Origin of the sequence: Enterococcus sp. C46 (assembly GCF_040887565.1) — a bacterium.
In the GTDB taxonomy this organism is placed as follows: domain Bacteria; phylum Bacillota; class Bacilli; order Lactobacillales; family Enterococcaceae; genus Enterococcus_B; species Enterococcus_B lactis.
The window spans coordinates 110,358-132,158 of sequence record NZ_JBFOGA010000005.1; the positions used below are offsets into that span (position 1 = coordinate 110,358).

Sequence of the window (21,801 nt, forward strand, 5' to 3'; positions counted from 1 at the left end):
TTTTTATTTGTTTTTTTATTATAAAAAAACACTAATTTGACAAGGATGTAAACGACTTTTTGGCTTATCAACAAGTTTATCCACTATTGACAAACGAATGATCCACAGTCAGTGGAAAACTTGAGGATAAAGTTGGATAAAACAAGAACGTATGAAAAAGGGGTTGTGGATAAACTGTGGAAACGAAACGTTATGATGAAACTGAATTAAAAGAGGCAGCCAAAGCACTGAAAGCAGGAGAACTTGTTGCTTTTCCTACTGAAACAGTGTATGGATTGGGCGCCAATGCTCTATTGCCAAATACTGTCAAGAAAGTGTTTTCTGTAAAAGGAAGACCTCAAGACAATCCATTGATCGTCCATGTCGCCTCTTTTGAACAAGTAAAAGAGTATGTGGACAACTTTCATCCAGAAACAGAGAAGATTGTGAAGAACTTCTGGCCTGGACCACTAACTTTGATATTTAAAATCAAAAAAGATACCTTGCCCTCAGTTGTAACAGGAGGATTATCCACAGCTGCATTTCGTATGCCGGATAACAAAAAAACACTAGAAGTAATCGAACTTTCAGGGGTTCCGCTTGTCGGTCCAAGTGCAAATACGTCGGGAAAACCAAGTCCGACAACTGCAGATCATGTATTCCATGATCTACAAGGAAAAATTACCGGGATCATTGATGATGGAGCTACGCGAATTGGAGTAGAATCCACTGTTCTTGATTTAAGTGATCCAACAGCCATGCCTATGATCTTACGACCAGGTGCAGTAACGAAAGAACAAATCGAAGCAGTCATCGAATCTCCTGTTGCTATTGATCAGCATCTTGTAAAAGAAAATGAAACACCAAAAGCGCCTGGGATGAAATACAAGCACTACTCACCCGATACACGTGTTCTGATGGTCAGAGAGGGCGATTGGTCAACTGCAGTTCAATGGGCAAAAAATAAGAAGATCCGTGTAGGTGTCATAGCAAGCCCCGAAATTTCGGATCAAGTGCGGACAGATACTGCAGCTGTTTATATGTATAACGACAACTCAGTAGAAGCGGCGGCTAAAGGATTGTTTGCAGGTCTAAGAGGATTAGATGAACCAACACTTGGGTTAGATTTGATTTTTGTACAAGTATATCCAGAAACTGGATTGGGGAATGCTTATATGAATCGCTTGAAAAAAGCAGCTGGACAAAATTATTTTGAAAAATGATCAATTGGTTATTGCCGCATTCTTTTAGTATGATACAATGCTATCAAGTAAATCTTCTATCAGTGAACGAAAAACGAAGTGTAAATAGAAGAGATACGAATATTTGGCAATTTGTTTTTGATGGGAAAAATAAAATTGTAGGAAAATAAAAAGGAGCTGTTGTTTGTGGTAGATTACAAAACGTTTGACCCTGATCTTTGGGCTGCGATCGCCAAAGAAGAAGAAAGACAAGAACATAATTTGGAGCTGATTGCCTCTGAAAACTTTGTCTCCGAAGCAGTGATGGCTGCGCAAGGAAGTATTTTGACAAATAAATACGCAGAAGGTTATCCAGGGCATCGCTATTATGGAGGATGTGAATTTGTCGACATCGTTGAAAATTTAGCGATTGACCGTGCAAAAGAATTATTCGGAGCGAAATTTGCGAACGTCCAACCTCACTCCGGCTCTCAAGCCAACACGGCTGCTTATCTCGCTTTGGTAGAACCAGGGGACACGATCTTAGGAATGGATCTTTCCGCAGGCGGACATCTAACACATGGATCACCAGTCAACTTCAGTGGCAAAACCTATCACTTTGTTGCTTACGGTGTTGATCCGACAACAGAAGTTATTGATTATAATGTGGTACGTATTTTAGCTAGAAAACATCAACCAAAATTGATTGTAGCAGGTGCCAGTGCTTACGGACGAACGATCGACTTTGCGAAATTCAGAGAAATCGCAGATGAAGTAGGCGCAAAACTGATGGTAGATATGGCACATATCGCAGGATTAGTAGCAGCAGGACTTCATCCTAATCCAGTTCCTTATGCAGATATCACAACGACTACCACTCACAAAACATTGCGCGGACCTCGAGGCGGCATGATTTTGACAAACGATGAAACATTAGCGAAAAAAATCAATAGTGCGGTCTTCCCTGGTATTCAAGGCGGACCTCTAGAGCATGTGATTGCTGGGAAGGCAGCGGCATTCAAAGAAGCACTAGATCCTGCATTTAAAGAATATAGTGAACAAATCATTGCCAATGCAAAAGCAATGGTCAAAGTATTCAATCAAGCAATCGGAACAAGAGTCATTTCAGGAGCGACAGATAATCATCTGATGCTGATCGATGTTCGTGAGTTAGGTATAAATGGAAAAGAAGCAGAGAGTATTTTGGACAGTGTGAATATCACGGTAAATAAAAACTCGATTCCTTTTGAAACGCTAAGTCCATTCAAAACAAGCGGCATCCGAATCGGTACACCAGCAATCACTACTCGCGGGCTTAAAGAAGAAGATGCTGTAAAAGTGGCTGAATTAGTTGTTAAAGCATTACAAGCAAAAGGCGACAATGCTCAATTAGACGAAGTCAAAACAGGTGTACGCGAATTAACTGAAAAATTTCCATTGCATAAAAAATAAAAATTTAAATTCCATATAATACAATAATACAGAAAAGTTCAATACCGGACTTTTCTGTTTTTTTCTATTTTATTTTTTTATGGAAAACGGATTCTTTGACAATATTGATGATGCTCTCTAGTATATGAGGTGTAATTTTAGTCTTCACATTAAATCTCAGGGAGGAAAAGTCATGACTGATCGTATCTCGTTAGAAAAGGAAGCCATAGCATTCAGTGATGCAAATGCACCTCATACGCGAATCTATGAACTAGCACCGGAAGAAGGAAGAGCATTACTGGAAGAAGTACAAGAATCACCTGTGAACAAATATTCCGTTGATATTGAAGACTTGATGGTAGATACTGGCGAATGGGGAAAAATCAATATTCGTTTTGTACGACCGGAAGGAAATATAGATAAATTACCAGTTATTTTTTATATCCATGGAGCTGGTTGGGTCTTTGGCAGTACTCAAACCCATGATAAATTGATCAGAGAACTTTCGGTCCGCACGAATTCTGTCGTTGTCTTTCCAGAATATAGTCGATCACCTGAAGCGAAATATCCAATAGCAATTGAACAAAATTATGCTGTGTTGCAACAGCTGAATAAATTAGCCAAGTCAAAAAATCTGGATCTCGAGAATCTAATCGTTGCAGGAGATTCAGTTGGTGGTAACATGGCTACAGTCATGACGATCTTAACAAAAGAACGAAAAGGGCTCCCAATATCTAAACAATTGCTGTATTATCCAGTTACCAACGCTGATTTTGATACAGATTCCTATCATGAATTCGGAGAAAACTATTTTTTGACAAGAGAAGGAATGAGATGGTTTTGGGATCAATACACGACGAATGAGGAAGAGCGTGCTGAGATCACAGCTTCGCCTTTGAGAGCAGAACTGAATGAACTAAAAGATCTACCTCCGGCAATGATTTTGACAGGAGAAGCGGATGTATTAAGAGAGGAAGGCGAGGCTTATGCACGCAAACTTCGTGATGCAGGGGTTCCTGTTACACAAGTACGCTTCCAAGGAATCATCCATGATTTCGTCATGGTAAATGCTATGGATCAGACAAAGGCAACGCGTGCAGCAATGGCATTATCTACTTCTTGGATCATGGAAAAAGAATAAGCTTTGCTTGTCAGCAGGAAAACTTCTTTTCAAAAAAGGATTTTCTTAGGAAAAATGGCGAGTTTGACTAGTCAATCACTTGATTTTGTTTTACAATTAAAAAGAAACGACAGAACAAAGGAGAGCTTAAAAAAAATGGGCAAATTTCAAGTGATCGATCATCCATTGATTCAACACAAACTAACTATTATTCGGGACAAAAACTGCGGAACAAAGGTTTTTCGTGAAGTAGTCGATGAAATCGCTATGTTGATGGCATATGAAGTATCACGGGATATGCCGTTGGAAGACATCGTGATCGAAACACCGATCACTGAAACAACACAAAAAACGTTGTCCGGTAAAAAAGTAGCGATTATTCCAATCTTGCGTGCAGGTATCGGAATGGTTGATGGTATCTTGGAATTGATTCCAGCTGCTAAAGTGGGCCATATCGGTCTTTATCGAGATGAAGAAACGTTTGAGCCACATGAATATTTCGTCAAACTTCCAGAAGACATTGATGCACGTCAGTTGTTCGTAGTAGATCCAATGTTGGCAACAGGTGGATCAGCAATCATGGCAATCGATGCATTGAAAGAACGTGGCGCGTCGAACATCAAATTTGTTTGTTTGGTAGCAGCACCTGAGGGAGTAAAAGCTTTGCAAGAAGCGCATCCTGATATTGATATCTATACAGCTTCTCTAGATGAAAAATTGAATGAACATGGTTATATCGTTCCTGGACTAGGGGATGCGGGTGACCGTTTGTTTGGTACAAAATAAGTAAAATGAAAAAGGATGTGACACAACTTTTGTCACATCCTTTTTTGGTCATTTTTAATGTTTGAGGCAGAGCAGCTTTTTCACAGCTTTCGTTTGTATATAAAAAAACCATCCCAAAAATGCAGAGATGGTCAAATTCAAATCTTTTTAAGTTCTTTGTAGTTAACGATTACTACACCTTTGCTTTGCGTCATCAAGTTCGCATTTTCTGCAGTTTCATCAATCTCAACAACAGCGGAATTTTTCAATTGTTTTGAAATCGTTCCAGTTTGCGGCTTGCCGTGAATCGTGAACATTACGTGAGTATTGATCTTGAATTTTTCACCAATTTCCGATGGTACGATAGTTGTATCAAATTTTCCAAAAGTTGCCATTTTCATAAAACCTGCCTTTCACATCAATTATACCACGTTTTATGAAAAATATCATGAAATTAAACTAATTTTCCATCGAACTCTTTACAATCAGCCAAATAGAGTATATAATTTCTTTTGGATAAGGCCAGCTTAGCTCAGTTGGTAGAGCAACGCACTCGTAACGCGTAGGTCGTAGGTTCGATCCCTATAGCTGGCATAAAGCAAAAGACAGATACCCTGGTTGGGTATCTGTCTTTTTTCTTTATGTCTGTGTGATTTAAAAACCACTAAAAATGGCGTATACTTTGTGTATAGAATGTAGTGGGGAGAAATATATTTCTGGGAGGAAATCGTGATGTCTAAAAGTGAAGAAATAGAAAACATGGTACTAAAATTATATGATCTCGTTTTAAATCCAGAGATCAATGAAAAGGAACGTATACTTCTGATAGAAGCAAAAACAGGCTTAGAAAAAGGTCAGTATTATCCTAAAGTCATGAATAATTTGGAACGTAGTTTACGTCCGTTAGCAATCAAGGGAGAATTGTCTAAAGCAGTCTCACCGTTTTATATGGAGATATCAACAATAGGAAAATTTGAAAAAGAATTAGGTCGAGGAATGGCTTCGGCATCGATTACTTTTGGGCATTTATAAAAATGGATTATTCATCTCAATGAATTAAAAAGTAGCGTCAATCACAGAATACAGGCTAGGTTCGTTTATTTGAACAAAGTCTGTATTTTTTATATTGTGTTTTATTCTTTATTTAATATAAAAACAGCTGTTATAAAATAATAATGCTAATTAAAAGAATATTTTATGCAACTATAGTTATTTATGCACGTTCCATTTTTGTAAGTTAAAAATTGGAAATATAGATTGAAAAAATGAAAGCAATAAGTAAAATAAAATGAATATATGCGAAAAAATAATTTACATTAGGAAAAACCTTGTAAAAACAGTTTTTTGGCATATTTATTTTTTATAAATATTTGTAAAATACCTATCAATTTTTTAGTTAAAAGATTGGAAATGAGTAGGGGAGGAATTGAAGAAAGGATTTTCGAGAGATGATATGGTAGGTTTTATTTTTAGTTAGAATAGGGGAGATAGAAAAAATGAAAAAGTGTAGAAATATTATTTTATCAATGTTATTTATTATTACTAATATAACATCACTGATTCCTGTTCATGTCTATGCGGATGCAGGCAGAGATATCAGCAGTAACGTCACTTCGTTGACCGTGGACCCAACGAATATTACAGATGGAGGAAACATAAAAGTAAAATTCTCGTTTGACGAAAAAAAACAAGATATCCAGCCAGGTGATTATCTTTGGATCAATTGGCCAAGTGAAGGAAATATTCGCGGTGAAGGATTCCAGAAAGAAATCCCATTAATGATTGAAAATAAAAATGTTGGAACTTTAACGGTCAGAAAAGATTCTGCACAGGTTGTATTTAATGAAAATATTAAAAACATAGACTCAGTAGAAGGGTGGGGGCAATTTGAGATCCAGGCCAGAAACGTAACCGATACTGGTGAAGAAAATACGGGGCCATTCACCGTGATGAGTGGTGACAAAACGGCTACTGTAAATGTGACAAAGCCAGCTTCTGGTTCTTCTTCTAGCGTTTTTTATTATAAAACAGGAGACATGCTTCCTGAAGATACTGAGCACATTCGATGGTTTTTGAATATTAACAATGACGGCACTTACGTTGAACAACCAGTTAAAATCAGTGATGAAATCCAAAGTGGACAAAGATTAGATCCAAGTACGTTTGAAATTAATCAAATACACTTAGGTGAACAGAAAGTTTACAGAGGAGAAGAGGGAATCCAACAATTTTTACAAGATTTCCCCGGTGCTACATTTGATTTTTCAGTAAATGATAATTACATTGAAATAACTATACCAAAAAACTTTGTCAATCTTAGGAAAATAATGGTGAGTTATAAGACGATTATAGAAACCCCAGAACAAACAAGTTTTGAGAATCATTCGAAAGCTTGGTTTAAAGAAGTTAATAAACCTGCTGTTGATGGAGAAGGTTTCAATCATACGGTTAAAAATATTTCAGCTTCTGGTGGAGTCAACGGTACAGTTAGAGGCGAATTGAAGATTTTCAAATATATCAATGGCACAGAGATTGGTATCCCAAATGTGACTTTCGAATTAAGACGAGCAGATGAACAGCCTATTCAAGGACAGTCTAGTATCCTGTTGACTTCGAATGAACAGGGAGAAGTTAGTATCAAAGGTCTGCAAGTAGGAGATTATGTTGTAAAAGAAAAAGAAGCACCCAATTGGATTGATTTTGATCCACTAAGTTCAAATGAACTCAAATTCTCCATAAATGAAAATGATACAGAGGGAGTCAGTTTACCTATTTATAACAAGAAAAAGGTTACGAACATCACAGCAACTAAAATTTGGAACGGTGGAACCACTCCCAGACCAAGTATTTATTTTAAATTATTCAGAGAAAGTACAAACAATTGGGAACCAGTTCCTGATGCAGAAACAAAGCGATTAGATAATGGAATAACTTCAGTGACTTGGGAAGATATCCAACAGTATGATGATAGTGGAAACGAATATACGTTTAAAGTGCAAGAAGTAGACCAAAACGGAAATGATTACGTCCCTTCAGGTTATCAAAAAATTGAAAACGGGCTAGTCGTTACAAATGAGAATAGAGAAGTCATTTCGGTCTCAGGACAAAAAACATGGGAAGACAATGAGAATCAAGACGGTAAACGACCGACAACGATCACAGTGAATCTATTAGCCGACGGTCAACCAATCCAACATAAAGAAGTAAGTGAAAAAGATGATTGGCACTATCGTTTCACAAATCTGCCAAAATACAAAGACGGGCAAGAAATCATCTATACTGTAACGGAAGACAACGTACCAGAATACAGTACGACAATTGACGGGTATAACATCAAAAACAGTTATACACCGGGCAAAACAAATATATCTATACCAGGTAGCCATATAACACCGTGGAAAAATTTTCCAGAGAAGACAGAGAGAGAGAAAATTAGAAATCTATTCTCTCAAAAATTGCAAATATTTGCTCATACAGGAGAATCTAGCGAACAAAGAACCAATTATATTAGTAAGAGAGCTGTACCTAAACAGATAACAAATAAATCAAAAAACATTCTTCCTAAAACAAGTAGTAAAAAATCTAGTTTTGCTGTAATCATTGGTTTATTGATAGTAACTATCTGTACAGGGATATTCTTACAAAAATATAAAAAAGTTTAGATAGAATAATTTTTGTTATTCAGAATATAATATTTTTTGTTAAATATGACTGAAAGCAAAAGGATAAAATTCCGCTTTATAATCAAAAAGAGCATGGGACAATAGTAAAGAACACTTTTGTCTCACGCTCTAAACACGTATAAACGGCGGAAGCAGAAGCCACTCCTTCGGAAATAAGCTGAAATTCACAAAATTTGAAAAGCAATTTTCGTGAATTTCTTCTTATCTCTTGGAGTTAAACGCTTCTGTCCCAGCCTCTTTTCGTAGAATCATTAAATATGGATTTGGCTAACTATGGAAGAATACTCTAGTTTTCAGCGTTCATACTAGTTGTTACATTGTTTGATTGGCTAAAAGAATTTCTGATATATTTTGTGCTAAATAAAGAAAAAGACGCTTGAATTGGGAATTAAGAAAACTACTCTATCATTACAAATTTTCATAAACTGGCAGATGTTCTAAGTAAACAAGTATCTTTTCAAAGTCGGAAAAATCCATGATCAACGTAGTGGTATTGATATTTGGATGAAAGCCTACGGTATCTTGACGATCAATAGCAGAATCGATCACGACTTGGATTTTTTTCTCTGTGTCGTGCATCAATGCTAATGGAGTCACTGTACCTGCTGGAATTCCTAGAAGGTCAGGAAGCTGTTCTTCAGAAACAAAAGATAAGCGCTTTTCTTTTAATTGTTCAGCTAGTTGTTTTAAATCGGCATGCTTTTCATCAGGCAAGATGACAAGATAGATTTTTTTTCCTTTTCTTGATTTCAATAATAGATTTTTTACTTGCGGACCAGGTAGGGAAAAAGGGATATTTTTGACTGACGTAATCGCAGGATGATCAACTTTTTGAAAAGAGATACCTAGTTTTCTTAGTAGTTCATAAGCTTCTTGTTCGGTTGCACGATTCATCGCGCATCACCCTCCTTTTTTTATTAGTGTATCATAAAAAAGAGTTGACAAGAGTTGACAAATGAAAAATAATCATGTAAATTACACGTAAAGTTAAAACAAATGACATCGAAAAGAAGAGTAGCAGTTAGGTGTTTTTAGAGAGTCTCTGGTTGGTGGAAAGAGACAACAGTTAACCGTGAAACACATCTTGGAGTCGATTTTCTGAAGCGTATAGTAGGAAAATCCGGGGAGCCCGTTACAGCTGCGGTCGTTGCTAGATGACCAGGTAAGGCTGGCTTTTCCGTGAGGAGCCGGTAAAAAAAGGTGGAACCACGTGATTAACGTCCTTTGATCTTCGGATCAAAGGACGTTTTGTTTTCATCTGATTTGCAACGACTGTGTGAGGTTTTTTCTGCAAGGAAAAAATAAACAGAGGTGGAACCACGTATAATACGTCCTCTTGGCATTTGCCAAGAGGATTTTTTTATTTTAAAGGAGGAAAAGAAGATGGAGTATTTAATTGAAGTTATGCCGCAATTATTAGTAGGAGCACTCACAACATTGAAATTATTTTTATTTACCTTGATTGGCTCGTTGCCATTAGGGATTATTTTAGCACTAGGATTGTCCTTGCATTTTAAGCCGCTACGCTACTTTCTTCAAACATATGTATGGATCATGCGGGGAACGCCACTATTGTTACAGCTGATTTTTGTTTTTTATGGTTTGCCGACGATTGGGATCGTTTTTGATCGATTCGAAGCAGCGCTCATTGCTTTTATCTTGAACTATGCCGCTTATTTTGCAGAGATCTTCCGTGGAGGGATACAATCGATTCCTCAAGGTCAATATGAAGCAGCGCAAGTTTTGCAATTAAGTCCCTTCCAAACGGTAACGAAAATCGTCATCCCGCAAGTGACAAAGATTGTTTTACCTTCTGTAGGTAATGAAGTTATCAACTTGGTCAAAGATTCTTCCTTGATCTATATATTAGGTTTGGGTGATGTAATGCGTGCCGGGAAAATCGCGATGGAACGCGACGCGACTTTACTGCCTTTGCTAGGAGTGGCAATCATCTATCTTACATTGACTGGTATTCTAACAATCGTAATGAAACAAGTTGAAGGAAAATTAAATTATTACCGCTAACTGATAGGAGGAAGAAGTATGATTGAATTGAAGAAAGTGAACAAAGCATTTGGTGAAAAAGAAATAATCAAAGATTTGGATCTAATCATTCCAGATGGGAAAACATTAGCTATCGTAGGTCCTTCCGGTGGCGGTAAAACCACACTTTTACGTATCTTGGCTGGCTTAGAAAGCTCTGACAGCGGAGAATTTTATTTAGACGGTGTACCGTTCAATCCATTCGAACTTAAAATGAAAGAACAAGTTGTAGGAGTCGTATTCCAAGACTTCCAGCTATTTCCACATCTGAATATTTTTGAAAACATTACCTTAGCACCGAAAATGGTATTGAAACAGACAAAAGAAGAATACACCAAAAAAGCAGAAGAATTAGCGGCTTCATTAGGGATTAGCGATTTATTGAATAACTATCCTTATCAGCTTTCTGGCGGACAAAAACAACGGGTAGCGATTGCTAGAGCATTGGCCATGAATCCACGGGTATTGGCTTATGATGAACCAACGAGTGCTTTAGACCCTGAGTTGCGTCAGCAAGTCGAGCGTTTGATCCTATCATTGAAAGAAGACGGGGTAACCCAAATCATTGTCACCCATGATCTCGTATTTGCAGAAAATGTCGGTGATCAACTATTAAAAGTTTCCCCAATTCATTAAGAAAGGAAGAAGATAGAGATGAAAAAAATCAGTTTTCTATTCGCTTTGCTCGTAGGTCTTCTTCTTTTTGCAGGCTGTTCGAATAAAAAGGCTTCAGCAGATAATTGGGCGGCTATCAACGAAGAGAAAAAAATCGTTATAGGTTTGGACGATACATTTGTTCCTATGGGATTTAGAGATAAAGATGGGAAGCTTACAGGATTCGATATTGATTTAGCCAAAGCAGTCTTTGAACAATATGGGATTACGGTAGACTTTCAGCCTATTGACTGGTCGATGAAGGAATTTGAACTGAACAATGGAACAATCGACTTGATCTGGAATGGCTATTCCAAGACACCGGCAAGAGAAAAGAAAGTGCAGTTTACAAAACCTTATATGGAAAATGATCAAGTGCTGATCACACCTAAAGAATCAGGAATCACAAGCTTTGAGCAAATGAAAAATAAGAGATTAGGTGCGCAAAATGGGTCATCTGGTTATGATGTATTTACGAAACAACCAGAAGTGTTAAAAGAGAGAGTCAAAAACCAAGATGCTGTTTTGTACGATAGTTTTAATGAAGCACTGATTGATCTGAAAAGCGGACGGATTGATGGTTTGCTGATGGATAAAGTATATGCGGACTATTATTTGAAACAAAGAAACGAACTAGAAGACTTCAACATGACAAAAGGCTCTTACGAAAGTGAGGATTTTGCGGTTGGTGTGCGTAAGTCAGATGATACGTTAGTGAAGAAAATAAATGAAGCATTTGATCGATTAGAAAAAACAGGGGAATTCCAAAAAATCTCCAATAAATGGTTTGGTGAAGATGTCACGCCGAGAAATTAACAAATAGGGGACTGTGACAAAAGACGTGTCCCAGTCCCTTTTTCCGAATAAACAGTGTTCTCCTGCCAACTCTTCGGTCACAAGTCACGATATTCAACAAACATGAGAAACTGTTTTTTGAAATTGCTCCTTGTGACTCGGAGCTGAACGGCAGGCTCACAACCTCTTCCTTAAACGGTGTTCAAAAGCCAGTTTCTCGGTATTAAGTCCAATTTATGCAAAAATGTAGAAAGCCATTTCCACAAAATTTTTCTTAATACTCGAAACTAAGCGACTTTTTCACAACCTCTTTCTTAAACGGTGTTCAATCAGCTGACCCTCGGTATTAGCTCAACAAACGGCAAAATATGAGGAACTATTTTTCCGTTTGTTTCTCTAATACTCAGGACAAAGCGCTGATTTCACAACCTCTTCCTTAAACGGTGTTCAAAAGCCAGTTTCTCGGTATTAAGCCAAATTTATGCAAAAATGTAGAAAGCCATTTCCACAAAATTTTTCTTAATACTCGAAACTAAGCGACTTTTTCACAACCTTTTTCTTAAACGGTGTTCAATCAGCTGACCCTCGGCATTAGCTCAACAAACGGCAAAATATGAGGAACTATTTTTCCGTTTGTTTCTCTAATACTCAGGACAAAGCGCTGATTTCACAACCTCTTATACACGGTGTTCCAGAAGTACCTTCTTCGAAAAATAAGCCGAAATTTCACAAAAATTTGAGAAGCAATTTTCGTAAATTCCTTCTTATTTCTTGAAGCTGACCACTTCTTTCACAACTTCCTTTACATAATTTTATTTTGTTGTGGAAGGGGTTTCGTGTTATTCTAAAAGAGGAACGATTGAAGGTTATAGGAAAGGAAGAGATGAATGGAATACAAAGAACTTACCTCATTTCCAAAAGATTTTCTGTGGGGCTCTGCATCTGCAGCGTATCAAGTAGAAGGAGCTTGGCAAGAAGATGGGAAAGGCGAATCAGTCTGGGATCGATTTGTTCGGATTCCAGGAAAGACATTTAAAGGAACAAACGGTGATCTGGCAGTAGACCACTATCATCGTTATAAAGAAGATATTGCTTTAATGAAAGAACAAGGTCTGAAAGCTTACCGCTTCTCTGTAGCTTGGACACGGATTTTTCCTAATGGACGAGGAGAAGTCAATCAAGCAGGGCTCACTTTTTATGAGAGATTGATCGACGAATTGATCGAAAACGGTATCGAGCCTATGTTGACTTTGTATCATTGGGATCTTCCACAAGCATTGCAAGATGAATATAATGGTTGGGAATCACGTCAAATCATTGAAGATTTCACTAATTATGCAGAAACATTATTTGAGGCATTCCGCGGGAAAGTCCATTACTGGATTAGTTTGAATGAACAAAATATCTTTACTTCATTAGGCTATTTATTAGCAGCACATCCGCCAGGCGTGACGGATCCAAAACGAATGTATGAAGTCAACCATATCGCAAATCTAGCAAATGCATCTGTCATCAACAAATTCCATGAGTTAGAAATGCCTGGAAAAATCGGACCAAGCTTTGCGTATACGCCAAATTATCCAATCGACAGTAATCCTGAAAATGTTCTGGCAGCCGAAAATGCAGAAGATCTGATGGCCAATTATTGGATGGATGTCTACATGTGGGGTAAATATCCTATTGCTGCTATGAGATTCTTAGAAGAAAAAGGATGGGCGCCAACGATTGTAACGGGCGATGCAGAATTGCTAGAATCAGCCAAGCCAGATTTCCTTGGGATCAATTACTATCAAACAGCGACGAATGCATTCAATCCATTAGATGGGGTTGGAGCAGGAAAAATGAATACGACTGGGAAAAAAGGTTCATCAGAAGAAACAGGGGTTCCTGGAATGTATAAAAAAGTTGAGAATCCATTTGTCGAACGAACAAATTGGGACTGGGAGATCGACCCAGAAGGCTTAAGGATCGGATTGCGTCGTATCACAAGCCGTTACCGCATGCCGGTACTGATCACGGAAAATGGCTTAGGAGAATATGACAAGTTGACAGAAGACAAACAAATCCATGACGACTATCGAATCCATTACTTACAAAGCCATGTCAAAGCAATCAAAGAAGCAATTTCGGATGGCGCAGAAGTATTAGGCTATTGTACATGGTCTTATACAGATTTGCTGAGTTGGCTGAACGGTTATCAAAAGCGATATGGATTTGTATATGTCGATCAAGATGAAACACAAGAAGGATCTTTGGAACGATATAAGAAAGACAGTTATTACTGGTACCAAAAACTGATTGAAGAAAATGGAGAGAACCTTTAGTTCTCATGCTTAAAACAAGAAGGTACGGCTGGATATGGCCGTGCCTTTTTTTGATAAAATCATTTAGAAATTAAGAAAAACTGTAAAATAAGCTGAAAAATGAAAGAAAGCGTCAGTTCTTTCAAACAAAACTTTAGTTCCCTTGCTTTTTTTTGTATAATGAAACTTGATGAAATGAGGGATAATAAATGGCACAAAAGAAACGGCCTACTAAGAAAAGGAAAAAGACGAAAAAAACGAAAAAGCAAAAACAGCAGCAAGAACAAATGCTGACGATTGGTGTTGGATTTGCCTTGATTCTATTTGCTGTATTCGGCTTTTTAAAATTAGGTTTTTTAGGAATATTGATTGCAAACGGCTTTCGGATCATTGCAGGAAATACTTACCAAATCCTCTGTCTTTTATTAGCCGTATTAGGATTTTGGATTGTCATTAAGAATACAGAGTTTTCAATTGGCAAAAACCGACGCTGGTTTGGCGGTATACTCTTTTATTTCGGTATCTTATTATTGCTACATGCCCATTTATTCGGCAAACTCCATACTGGGGAACCAAATATCATGGGGACGACATGGGACTTATTGGCTAGCGATATAAAACAAAGTCAAGTAGATAATAACGTTGGCGGAGGGATGATTGGAGCAATTCTTTATCATTTCACTTATTTCTTGATTGCACAGCCTGGAAGTTATTTAGTAGCCATTCTATTACTGGCGGGTGGAGCATTCTTGTTCAGTAATTTGGAAGGCTATCAGCTGCTGAATGGTATCCAATCAATTGGAGAACGGGTACAGGAATTATTGGAAGGTGATCCTGCCAAGCAAGCTCAAAAGCAAGCGGCAAAGGAAGAAAGAATGAAACAGCGTGCAGAAGCGAAAGAAGCGAGACGCTTAGCGGCACAAGAAGCAGCAGAAAAAGAAGCAGTAGAATATGAGAAGAAAAAAGCTGTGAACCAGCAAAGGAAAAATACTCCTGATGAATGGCAGGAACAAGAAAATGCCGAACCTGAGCAGTTAAGTTTTGTTCCAATTGACAGTTTTCAAGAAAATATCCATCCTGCGAATCTAGAAAAACCAGTCCCAGATACACCAAAACAGACCAATACAGCAGAAGGTTATGCTAATGAGTTGCCAGAGGATGACGGTACCTCATTAGAATTTGAGATCGAAGCAGAACAGGAAAATCAAGATTATGAATTGCCGACAGTTGACTTGCTTGATTCTATACCAACTGTGGATCAAAGTGATGAGTATAAAAAAATTGAAAAAAATATCGGTGTATTGGAACAAACTTTCCAAAGTTTCGGTGTGGATGCTAAGGTCGTCAAAGCTAGTTTAGGCCCATCCGTCACAAAATTCGAAGTCCAACCAGCTGTAGGGGTAAAAGTAAGTAAAATCGTGAACTTAACAGATGATATCGCACTTGCTTTAGCAGCGAAAGATGTTCGGATGGAAGCGCCGATCCCAGGTAAATCACTGATTGGTATTGAAGTACCAAATGGAAAGATCAGTATGGTTTCCTTTAGAGAAATCATCGAAGCTCAGCCAAACCATCCAGATAAATTACTGGAAGTACCCTTAGGACGTGATGTTTCTGGACGAGTACAAACGGCTGATCTTTCGAAAATGCCTCACTTACTTGTAGCTGGTTCGACTGGTAGTGGGAAGTCAGTAGCAATCAATGGGATCATTACAAGTATATTGATGCGTGCTAAGCCCCATGAAGTAAAACTGATGATGATCGATCCGAAAATGGTTGAATTAAATATGTACAACGGGATACCTCATCTGTTGACGCCGGTCGTAACGAACCCTAGAAAAGCGGCACAAGCCTTACAAAAAGTAGTACAAGAAATGGAAGAACGATATGAAAAATTTGCGGCAACTGGTGTAAGAAATATTTCTGGTTACAATGAATTTGTTCAGCAGAAAAACTTAGAAAACGGAACGAAACATCCAACCTTACCATTCATCGTAGTAATCGTAGATGAATTAGCTGACTTGATGATGGTAGCTAGCAACGAAGTCGAAGATGCGATTATTCGTTTAGCGCAAATGGCTCGGGCAGCGGGCATCCACATGATCCTAGCTACTCAACGTCCAAGTGTGGATGTTATCACAGGGATCATCAAAGCAAATGTACCTTCTAGAATGGCATTTGCTGTATCAAGTGGTACAGATTCTCGGACGATCATCGACTCTAATGGAGCAGAAAAGCTCTTAGGGCGAGGAGATATGCTGTTCTTGCCAATGGGTGAGAATAAACCTATCCGTGTGCAAGGAGCGTTCATCTCTGACCATGAAGTGGAGCGGATCGTTCAATTTGTTACAGATCAGCAAGAAGCTCATTATGAAGAGAAAATGATGCCGACAGATGAAGTTGAAACGGCAGGTGCCCCAGAACAGCCACAAGATGAGCTGTTTGAGGAAGCAAAAGCACTTGTTGTTGAAATGCAAACAGCAAGTATCTCCCTTCTCCAAAGAAGATTTCGAATCGGTTACAACCGAGCCGCTCGACTCGTAGATGAACTGGAAGCTCATGGAGTTGTTGGCCCATCAGAAGGAAGTAAGCCTCGGAAAGTATTCATTGATCAAGAGGAAACATCAGAACCACTGCCGGAAGATAATGATATGTAAAACTTGTTCAATGAACGGTTGAAAAACGAATAACTATATAAAAAAGACAAGACATGATGATACCAAGAGAAAAAATGGCTTTTTTCCCATCTTTTCTAATACGGTACGATGTTTTGTCTTTTTTGATTTTTATGAGATGAAAGTTCTATTCGATTTATTTGTGAAGTATTGCATTAACTAAACGAATCATGTATAGTATGTAGCGAAACTTTGAGAAAAAGAGGGAAAATACTTTGGAAAAACAATCCATCTATGGCTTGACGAATGAAGAATTAATCAATTGGTTTATAGAAAACGGTGAGAAAAAATTCCGAGCTGCCCAAGTTTGGGAATGGTTGTATCAAAAACGTGTAAGTAACTTCACAGAAATGACGAATCTATCAAAACAATTGATAGAAAAATTATCGGCACATTTTATCATCAATCCTCTGAAACAAATGGTCGTCCAAGAAGCTTCGGACGGTACAGTAAAATATTTGTTTGAACTTCCTGATAAAAATATGATCGAGACCGTACTAATGAGACAAGAATACGGCTTGTCCGTTTGCGTGACCACACAAGTAGGATGTAATATCGGCTGTACATTTTGTGCAAGCGGGTTGCTTAAAAAGAACCGTGATTTGACCGCTGGAGAAATCGTCGCGCAGATCATGATGGTTCAACATTATTTTGATGAGCGCAATTTTGGCGAACGTGTTTCCCATGTCGTCGTAATGGGAATCGGTGAGCCATTTGATAATTACGACAATGTAATGGACTTTTTGCATATTATTAATGATGCCAAAGGATTGGCGATTGGTGCGCGACATATTACAGTTTCTACTAGTGGCTTAGCACACAAAATCAAGGAATTCGCTAATAACGGCTTGCAAGTAAATCTGGCTATTTCCTTGCACGCGCCGAATAATGAGGTGCGAACATCGATTATGCGGATCAATCGAAGTTTCCCAATTGAGAAATTGATGGAAGCTGTGGATGAGTATTTAGAGAAAACAAACCGTCGAATCACGTTTGAATATATCATGTTGAATCAAGTAAATGATAGACCAGAGCATGCGCAACAATTAGCAGATCTATTAAAAGATAAGAAAAAGTTAGCATATGTCAACTTGATTCCATATAATCCAGTCAGTGAACATGATCAATATTCTCGCAGTCCAAAAGCTGATGTATTGAGATTTTATGATGTATTGAAGAAAAACGGCGTAAACTGTGTGATACGTAAAGAACATGGTACAGATATTGATGCAGCTTGCGGACAATTGCGAAGCAAGCAAATGAAAAAAACAGCTGCCAAATAATCGTAGCCTGCTTTGTTTTTTCAATTACCATAAAAGGAGCAGTTTTATTAATTAAGGAACTGTCCAACTTAAATAAGTGAAAAGATTCTATAGCGAAAGTTATAAAGCGTTTTTTGACAAGAAAAGCCCTCATCAAGCAAAGAAATGTCGTCAATTTGATGACAGCCTGCTTGATGGGGGTTTTAGCAATTATTTAACTGATTTTCTTATATCCTTGCTGGCTTTCTTGTGTAGCATGATAAGTTTCTACGTCAAGAATGGCCTGTTTAAATTTTTCTCGGGAGATTTCATAAGGCACGTGTTTGATATCATTTGTGGTCATGGCTTTATCTAAGATTGCTTCTAAATCGGTCGTGATATTGAGATTCATGTCGGTTAACGATACTGGAAGTTGTTTTTTTCATAAACACATAGATTTTATCAAACAAATCGAACTGCTGATCCATCATCAATAAGGTCAGTACACCATAACTGACAGATGCTCCGTGAAGGTATCCCTCCATTTTTTTTAGAGGTCGTACTGCAATAGAATATGTGTACCTTAGCAGAAATAGTATTTCTGGAGTTTTTTTTGCTTTATAAGCAGGGCAGCCGATTAGTTTGCTAGAGAAATAATTGACTGCTAAAGAATTTGAGCGAGAACATTTCGTTTTTTCAAAAGGACTGTTAGAATAAGCAAGAACAAGGGGGAAGACGTATGATAATCAGTGAATTTGACCGTAATAATCCAGTATTGAAAGACCAGCTTTCTGATTTACTGAGACTGACTTGGCCGGAAGAATATGGAGACAGCTCGGCAGAAGAAGTAGAAGAAATGATGAATCCAGAACGAATCGCGGTAGCAGCGGTAGACCAAGATGAGTTAGTAGGATTTATTGGTGCAATCCCTCAATACGGTATCACAGGTTGGGAATTGCATCCATTAGTTGTAGAAAGCTCTCGACGAAAGAACCAAATAGGTACTCGATTAGTCAATTACTTAGAAAAAGAAGTAGCTTCCAGAGGAGGAATAACGATTTATTTAGGTACGGATGATTTAGACCATGGAACAACGTTAAGTCAAACGGACCTGTATGAGCATACGTTTGATAAAGTGGCTTCCATCCAGAACCTTCGTGAACATCCGTATGAGTTCTATGAAAAATTAGGTTATAAAATCGTAGGTGTCTTACCAAATGCAAATGGTTGGGACAAACCGGATATTTGGATGGCAAAAACGATTATTCCTCGACCAGATTCTCAATAATAAAAAGAGGTTGTGAAATCAGCGTCCTGACCTGAGTATTAGCTCAACAAACGGAAAAATAGTTCTTCATATTTTGCCGTTTGTTGAGCGAATATCGAGGGTCAGCTGATTGAACACCGTTTACCCAGAGGTCGGGAACTTGCCGTTTCACTCTGAGTCACAAGGAACAATTTCAAAAAACAGCTTCTCATGTTTGATGACTATTGTGACTTGTGACCGAGGAGTTGGCAGGAGAACACCGTTTATTCGGATAAGGAACTGTGAAAAGACTTTTGTCACAGTTCCTTTTTTTTATTCTTTTTTATCTTTGTATGGCAATAATAGACAATATAACAAAAATTATTTAATGGCTACTGAAAGGCAATAGAAAACCTTGTACAAAGCTATTTTTTCTGAAAAATTCCTTGAAACCTCACGAAAAAATCATTATTTTATGTAAAAGACAAAAAAAAAGTGTTGATTTTTTAATAATTATTCATTAAACTCTTAAACAACTTCAGAAAATATTAATTATTCTGAAAATTCCAATAAAGGGGTACGTAAAATGAAAAAGAAATTTACATTTGGTTTGGTTGCGGTATGCGGCCTTGTACTTGCTGGATGTTATGGCGGCAGTTCAGCCACAAGCAGTAGTTCAGCAAAAAGCGGTTCTGCAGATGGAGGAGGCGTATTTAACTTAGTCGTGCCTCAAGAAATGCCTACAGCTGACTTATCAGTTGCAACAGATACAATCAGTTTTACAGCATTGAATAACGTTTATGAAGGAATTTACCGTCTTGATGAAGACAGCAAACCACAGCCGGCAGGAGCTAGCGAGTTGGCAGAAGTCAGTGAAGACGGATTAACTTACAAAATCAAATTACGAGAAGATGCAAAATGGTCAAACGGTGATCCTGTTACAGCAGCGGATTATGTTTATGGCTGGCAACGAACAGTAGACCCAGCTACAGCTTCTGAATATGCTTACCTGTATGCGCCAGTTGAAAACGCAGAAGACATCACAGCTGGAAAGAAAGATAAATCAGAACTAGGGATCAAAGCAGTTGGCGACTATGAATTAGAAATCAAATTGACGAAACAAACACCATATTTCCAATACCTGCTTGCTTTCCCATCATTTTTCCCACAAAAACAATCCGTAGTGGAAGAAAATGGGGATGCCTATGCATCTGCAAGTGATAAAGCTGTTTATAATGGACCATTCACATTAGAAGATTTCGATGGACCAGGAACAGATACAGAATGGACTTATAAGAAAAATGACCATTACTGGGACAAAGACACAGTAAAACTTTCTGAAATCAAAGTCAGTGTAGTAAAAGAATCTTCTACTGCGTTGAACTTATTCAAAGATGGCCAAGCAGATGATGTGATCTTGTCTGGTGAATTAGCACAGCAAAACGCAAACGATCCAGCTTATACTTCTGTTAAAGAAGCACGGACAAGCTATATCGAATTCAACCAACGTGAAAAGAATTCACCATTCAACAATGTGAACCTAAGAAAAGCTATTTCTTATTCAATCGATCGTGAAGCTTTAGTAAAACAAGTACTAGGTGACGGATCAGTTGTCTCTACAGGATTGATCCCATCAGATATGGTAAAAAGTCCAACAACGAACGAAGACTTTGCAAAAGAAGCTGGAAAATTAGTTTCTTATGACAAAGATAAGGCAAAAGAATATTGGGAAAAAGCGAAAAAAGAATTGGGCGTTGATTCTTTAGAATTTGATTTGATGGCTTCTGATGATGATTCATCGAAAAAAGTAATCGAATATGTTCAAAACTCAATCCAAGAAAACTTGGATGGCGTAACAGTCAAACCAACACCTGTTCCATTCTCTGTGCGTCTTGACCGCTCAACTTCGGGTGACTTTGACGCAGTACTAGGCGGATGGGCTGCTGACTATGCAGACCCAAGCAGCTTTACTGATTTGTTTGTCACAGGTAATTCATACAACCGTGGTCGTTGGAGCAATGCAGAATATGACGAAGCAGTTAAAGCAGCTTCATCAACAGATGCTGGCGATGAACAAGCCCGTTGGGATGATTTCCAAAAAGCAATCAAGATCATCTCTGATGATATGGGTGTCGTTCCGGTGTACCAAAAAGCAGAAGGTCACCTAGTGAATGAAAAAATCAAAGGTATCGTTCACCATGCTGCAGGCGCTTCATGGGATTACAAATGGACATACGTTGAAGAATAATCGTTAATACCGTGAGCATGAGAAAAAACGAGGCTGCGGCAAATGTCGCAACCTCGTTCTCATATTCACTTATCCTAACAAAGAAAAAAGCATGAAAATAGCAGAAAGAGCAATTAGTATTCCGGCAATGATCAGCCAAAAGCTGTACATACCGTAGCTGGCAGACGAGAGCAAGGAAAATTCTGGTTTTTTCTTTCGGTTCCTTGTTCGTGCAAGATGGACCGATCGCTGAAAATGATCGAAGAAACCCGAAGAAAAGACCCATAAAAAACCGCCGATAATCAGAAACGGCAATGACCATAAGAATAGATCATTAGATAATTGAATGAGTGTAAAGGAATGGTTGATGACGTTTTTTATTAAAATAACCAGAATCAGTAGAAAAGCTACTGCGTAGGGGATAGATTTTTTTTTCATTTGATTGCTCCTTTATTTTT

Annotated in this window: 17 protein-coding genes, 1 tRNA gene, 2 pseudogenes and 1 other annotated feature; of the genes and pseudogenes, 16 read left to right on the forward strand and 4 right to left on the reverse strand. The window is 38.0% G+C overall.

The window, feature by feature from the left end:
* Positions 1-176 precede the first annotated feature (176 nt).
* The 4 genes from AB3I27_RS09270 (at position 177) to upp (ending at position 4,497) form a co-directional block, all read left to right on the forward strand.
* Positions 177-1,202, forward strand: a complete 1,026-nt coding sequence (locus tag AB3I27_RS09270; RefSeq protein WP_002320384.1) for an L-threonylcarbamoyladenylate synthase — start codon at positions 177-179, stop codon at positions 1,200-1,202.
* Between the two features lie 165 nt (positions 1,203-1,367).
* Positions 1,368-2,612, forward strand: coding sequence for a serine hydroxymethyltransferase (gene glyA / locus AB3I27_RS09275; RefSeq protein ID WP_002310116.1), 1,245 nt, complete (start codon positions 1,368-1,370; stop codon positions 2,610-2,612).
* Positions 2,613-2,784: 172 nt separating this feature from the next.
* Positions 2,785-3,732 carry an alpha/beta hydrolase gene (locus tag AB3I27_RS09280; protein WP_368022981.1) on the forward strand — a complete coding sequence of 316 codons (948 nt, stop codon included), beginning with the start codon at positions 2,785-2,787 and terminating at the stop codon, positions 3,730-3,732.
* Between the two features lie 135 nt (positions 3,733-3,867).
* Positions 3,868-4,497 (forward strand): uracil phosphoribosyltransferase, encoded by a 630-nt coding sequence (gene upp, locus AB3I27_RS09285; RefSeq protein WP_002291540.1) that lies wholly within the window; start codon positions 3,868-3,870, stop codon positions 4,495-4,497.
* 137 nt (positions 4,498-4,634) lie between these two features.
* Here the strand turns inward: upp and AB3I27_RS09290 are convergent, their stop codons facing one another.
* Positions 4,635-4,877, reverse strand: coding sequence for a hypothetical protein (locus AB3I27_RS09290; RefSeq protein WP_002291542.1), 243 nt, complete (start codon positions 4,875-4,877; stop codon positions 4,635-4,637).
* 120 nt (positions 4,878-4,997) lie between these two features.
* Between AB3I27_RS09290 and AB3I27_RS09295 the strand changes: the two genes are divergently transcribed.
* The 3 genes from AB3I27_RS09295 to acm all read left to right on the forward strand — a co-directional run bounded on the left by AB3I27_RS09295 (position 4,998) and on the right by acm (position 8,138).
* Positions 4,998-5,070, forward strand: a tRNA-Thr gene (locus AB3I27_RS09295).
* A gap of 138 nt (positions 5,071-5,208) precedes the next feature.
* Positions 5,209-5,508 (forward strand): bacteriocin immunity protein, encoded by a 300-nt coding sequence (locus AB3I27_RS09300; protein WP_002310121.1) that lies wholly within the window; start codon positions 5,209-5,211, stop codon positions 5,506-5,508.
* A 464-nt stretch (positions 5,509-5,972) separates the two neighbouring features.
* Positions 5,973-8,138, forward strand: coding sequence for a collagen-binding MSCRAMM adhesin Acm (acm, locus tag AB3I27_RS09305; protein ID WP_181045999.1), 2,166 nt, complete (start codon positions 5,973-5,975; stop codon positions 8,136-8,138).
* A gap of 429 nt (positions 8,139-8,567) precedes the next feature.
* Here acm and AB3I27_RS09310 read toward each other — a convergent pair whose 3' ends face one another.
* Positions 8,568-9,053: a prolyl-tRNA synthetase associated domain-containing protein gene (locus AB3I27_RS09310; RefSeq protein WP_002310123.1), complete on the reverse strand. Its 486-nt coding sequence runs from the start codon at positions 9,051-9,053 to the stop codon at positions 8,568-8,570.
* Between the two features lie 99 nt (positions 9,054-9,152).
* Positions 9,153-9,498: a binding site (T-box leader), on the forward strand.
* A 44-nt stretch (positions 9,499-9,542) separates the two neighbouring features.
* On the opposite strand from AB3I27_RS09310, the gene AB3I27_RS09315 reads away from it, so the two are divergent.
* From AB3I27_RS09315 to AB3I27_RS09345, 7 genes and pseudogenes are all read left to right on the forward strand, one after another.
* On the forward strand, positions 9,543-10,184 hold the full coding sequence (locus tag AB3I27_RS09315; protein WP_002293344.1) for an amino acid ABC transporter permease: 642 nt from the start codon (positions 9,543-9,545) through the stop codon (positions 10,182-10,184).
* Positions 10,185-10,202: 18 nt separating this feature from the next.
* Positions 10,203-10,838, forward strand: a complete 636-nt coding sequence (locus AB3I27_RS09320; RefSeq protein WP_002314089.1) for an amino acid ABC transporter ATP-binding protein — start codon at positions 10,203-10,205, stop codon at positions 10,836-10,838.
* Positions 10,839-10,856: 18 nt separating this feature from the next.
* Positions 10,857-11,672: an amino acid ABC transporter substrate-binding protein gene (locus AB3I27_RS09325; protein WP_002310125.1), complete on the forward strand. Its 816-nt coding sequence runs from the start codon at positions 10,857-10,859 to the stop codon at positions 11,670-11,672.
* Positions 11,673-12,538: 866 nt separating this feature from the next.
* Entirely contained in the window at positions 12,539-13,975 is a 1,437-nt protein-coding gene (locus tag AB3I27_RS09330; protein ID WP_104760175.1) for a glycoside hydrolase family 1 protein, read from the forward strand.
* Between the two features lie 188 nt (positions 13,976-14,163).
* Positions 14,164-16,611 carry a DNA translocase FtsK gene (locus AB3I27_RS09335; RefSeq protein WP_002310128.1) on the forward strand — a complete coding sequence of 816 codons (2,448 nt, stop codon included), beginning with the start codon at positions 14,164-14,166 and terminating at the stop codon, positions 16,609-16,611.
* 233 nt (positions 16,612-16,844) lie between these two features.
* A complete protein-coding gene (rlmN, locus tag AB3I27_RS09340; RefSeq protein ID WP_104760174.1) occupies positions 16,845-17,912 on the forward strand; it encodes a 23S rRNA (adenine(2503)-C(2))-methyltransferase RlmN in 1,068 nt (355 codons plus the stop codon).
* A pseudogene (locus tag AB3I27_RS09345) lies at positions 17,902-18,109 on the forward strand (hypothetical protein). Before rlmN ends, AB3I27_RS09345 begins: the two are co-directional and overlap by 11 nt.
* On the opposite strand, the pseudogene AB3I27_RS09350 reads toward AB3I27_RS09345, so the two are convergent.
* Positions 18,106-18,431, reverse strand: a pseudogene (locus AB3I27_RS09350) (glycerol dehydrogenase); the annotation flags it as partial. The pseudogenes AB3I27_RS09345 and AB3I27_RS09350 overlap by 4 nt on opposite strands.
* A gap of 178 nt (positions 18,432-18,609) precedes the next feature.
* Here AB3I27_RS09350 and aac(6') point away from each other — a divergent pair.
* Together aac(6') and AB3I27_RS09360 are read left to right on the forward strand one after the other, a co-directional pair.
* A complete protein-coding gene (gene aac(6') / locus AB3I27_RS09355; protein WP_002293989.1) occupies positions 18,610-19,158 on the forward strand; it encodes an aminoglycoside N-acetyltransferase AAC(6')-Ii in 549 nt (182 codons plus the stop codon).
* Between the two features lie 544 nt (positions 19,159-19,702).
* Positions 19,703-21,364 (forward strand): peptide ABC transporter substrate-binding protein, encoded by a 1,662-nt coding sequence (locus AB3I27_RS09360; protein WP_002289796.1) that lies wholly within the window; start codon positions 19,703-19,705, stop codon positions 21,362-21,364.
* Positions 21,365-21,433: 69 nt separating this feature from the next.
* Here the strand turns inward: AB3I27_RS09360 and AB3I27_RS09365 are convergent, their stop codons facing one another.
* Positions 21,434-21,781: a DUF3899 domain-containing protein gene (locus AB3I27_RS09365; RefSeq protein WP_172921407.1), complete on the reverse strand. Its 348-nt coding sequence runs from the start codon at positions 21,779-21,781 to the stop codon at positions 21,434-21,436.
* Between the last annotated feature and the right edge of the window lie 20 nt (positions 21,782-21,801).